This is a genomic window from Vibrio sp. Vb1755 (genome assembly GCF_033338635.1).
In the GTDB taxonomy this organism is placed as follows: domain Bacteria; phylum Pseudomonadota; class Gammaproteobacteria; order Enterobacterales; family Vibrionaceae; genus Vibrio; species Vibrio alginolyticus.
In genome coordinates, this window is sequence record NZ_JAWOTA010000061.1 from 1 (window position 1) to 2,311 (window position 2,311).

3 protein-coding genes are annotated in these 2,311 nt (G+C 44.4%); 2 read left to right on the forward strand and 1 reads right to left on the reverse strand.

Going from position 1 to position 2,311, the window contains the following annotated elements:
• Positions 1-219: SDR family NAD(P)-dependent oxidoreductase (locus R7E00_RS22480; protein ID WP_318124478.1), on the reverse strand; the 219-nt coding region annotated here is incomplete at its 3' end.
• Between the two features lie 380 nt (positions 220-599).
• Between R7E00_RS22480 and ebgR the strand changes: the two genes are divergently transcribed.
• Both ebgR and R7E00_RS22490 read left to right on the forward strand, forming a co-directional pair.
• Entirely contained in the window at positions 600-1,586 is a 987-nt protein-coding gene (gene ebgR / locus R7E00_RS22485; protein ID WP_318124477.1) for a transcriptional regulator EbgR, read from the forward strand.
• A 346-nt stretch (positions 1,587-1,932) separates the two neighbouring features.
• The coding region (locus tag R7E00_RS22490) for a sugar-binding domain-containing protein (RefSeq protein WP_411978689.1) at positions 1,933-2,311 on the forward strand (379 nt) is incomplete at its 3' end.

Sequence of the window (2,311 nt, forward strand, 5' to 3'; positions counted from 1 at the left end):
GTCGTGTTGCGCGAATACCGTATCCAAAAAGGCTTCGTCACGGATGTCACCTTGGTGGAACGCAGGCTGTTTGCCAGTCAGCGCTTCAATACGGTTTAACACTTCCAGTTTGGCGTTACACAAGTTATCAACGATGATAGGTTCCATTCCCGCTTCAATCATCTGAACGCAAGTGTGACTACCGATGTATCCCATACCGCCTGTGACAAGAACTTTCACTTTTTGCTTCTCCACGTTTGCTGCTTTCTGTTCACACCTCACTCTGATGCGCTAAAAGCCAATCGCCATTGCATCGAATCGGTACGCCCATTTCTTAACTGGCTAAAAGTCTAGCAACCAATCTCGATCCAGATCCGTGATCGAATTCAAATTGTGTAAACGTTTCCACAAAATTACAAAAAAGCCTTATTTTAGATGCTGACTTTAGTTAAATTAAACCAGGAAGATGATGAGCAGTGAAGATGAGTCGAGCAGATACCGCTCTCTTTCGTGGATCGCACGATTTTACTAAAAGTTTGTGCATCCCTAAGTAGCTGTTTACAATAGCCAGATTATTGAGTTCTCACTTGGACTGTGAGCAATGCCAACGGGAAATGTACATGGCAACACTAAAAGATATCGCCACTGAAGCGGGCGTCTCACTTGCAACCGTATCGCGAGTTTTGAATGACGATCCGACGTTGAGCGTTAAAGAAGAAACCAAACGCCGCATTTTAGAAATCGCAGAAAAGCTGGAGTACCGCACCAGCAGCTCGAAGAAAGCCACCAAAGAAGCCAAGCAAAAACATCCCTTTTTGGCCTTGTACAATTACAAACAAGAAGCAGAAGTGAATGACCCGTACTACCTGTCGATTCGTCATGGGATTGAAACTCAGTGCGACAAACTCGGCATTACGCTAACCAATTGCTACAACAGCGAAGTTGATGTTGAAACGCAAAAGATCACGGGTGTCCTTTTAGTCGGGAAAGTCGACCCAAAGGTGGTCAATAAGTTACCTAAACGCTTAGCCGATAGCATCTGTTACATCGACTTTTCAGATCCAACTAGCCCTTACGATTGCGTTGATATCGACCTTGTAAGAATCAGCAAGCAAGTGGTTGATTTCTTTGTACAACAAGGCTACGAGCGCATCGGATTTATTGGTGGACAAGACGAGCCCAACACCGCAGACATTCGTGAAAATGCGTTTGTGGACTACGGCAGTCTAAAAGGTGTGGTTTCTGAAGACGACATTTATCGTGGCGATTTCTCTAGCTTGTCCGGTTATGACTTAGCGAAAGAGATGCTGGCCAAAGGCGATTTCCCAAAAGCGATGTTCATTGCTTCGGACTCCATTGCGATTGGTGTGTTACGAGCAGTGCATGAGTTTGGTTTAAACATTCCTGATGATATTGCGCTGATCAGCGTGAACGACATTCCTACCGCGCGCTTTACCTTCCCACCTCTATCTACCGTTCGTATTCATTCTGAAATGATGGGTATTCAAGGCGTGAACTTGTTAGTAGAAAAATACCGTGACGGACGCGCACTGCCCCTTCAGGTGTATGTTCCAAGCAAGCTCAAGCTACGCGGCACAACTCGATAAAAACACCCTCAAAACTGCTCAAATAAAGCACTGAATTTTCAGTGCTTTTTATTTCTTCTTTTATTTTCTACCGAATTTTTACTGTTTTTACTTTCCAAAACAATCTAGAACGCATTCCTTTACTCTGATCACATCTTGCTCAACATTGGTCATTTAAAACGTGACCAAGTTAAAGTAAAACGTTTTCACTAATTTATTTTAGTAAAACTTTTACTAATATCTTTCTCAGATTATTCATAAGCATTTTTCACAATACATCGGCCGTTGTTTTTGCACTGATGTTGAGCCGCGATGAAACCAATCCGCACTCCAACATAAGCGCACCAAGCCGAGGGGAGATCAAAACGTGAACAATTGGGAAAACTTCCAACACTTACACGAGAATCGTATGGCACCACGTGCGTACTTTTTCTCCTACGACTCTGTTCAGAGCGCACAAACCTTTCAACGTGAACTGAGTCGCCGCTTTATGTTGCTCAGTGGCCAATGGACATTCCGTTATTTCACCAACCCAATGTTGGTACCTGATGAGTTTTACTCACAAACAATGAATGACTGGGGACACATTACCGTCCCAAACATGTGGCAAATGGAAGGCCACGGCGATCTGCAATACACCGATGAGGGCTTCCCATTCCCGATCGACGTCCCGTTTGTACCAACCGACAACCCAACGGGCGCTTATCAACGCACATTTACACTTGGTCCACAGTGGGATAACCAAC

Bases quoted from the DNA above. Each gene is read 5' to 3' on its own strand.
- ebgR (WP_318124477.1), top strand. From the start codon at position 600: ATGGCAACACTAAAAGATATCGCCACTGAAGCGGGCGTCTCACTTGCA.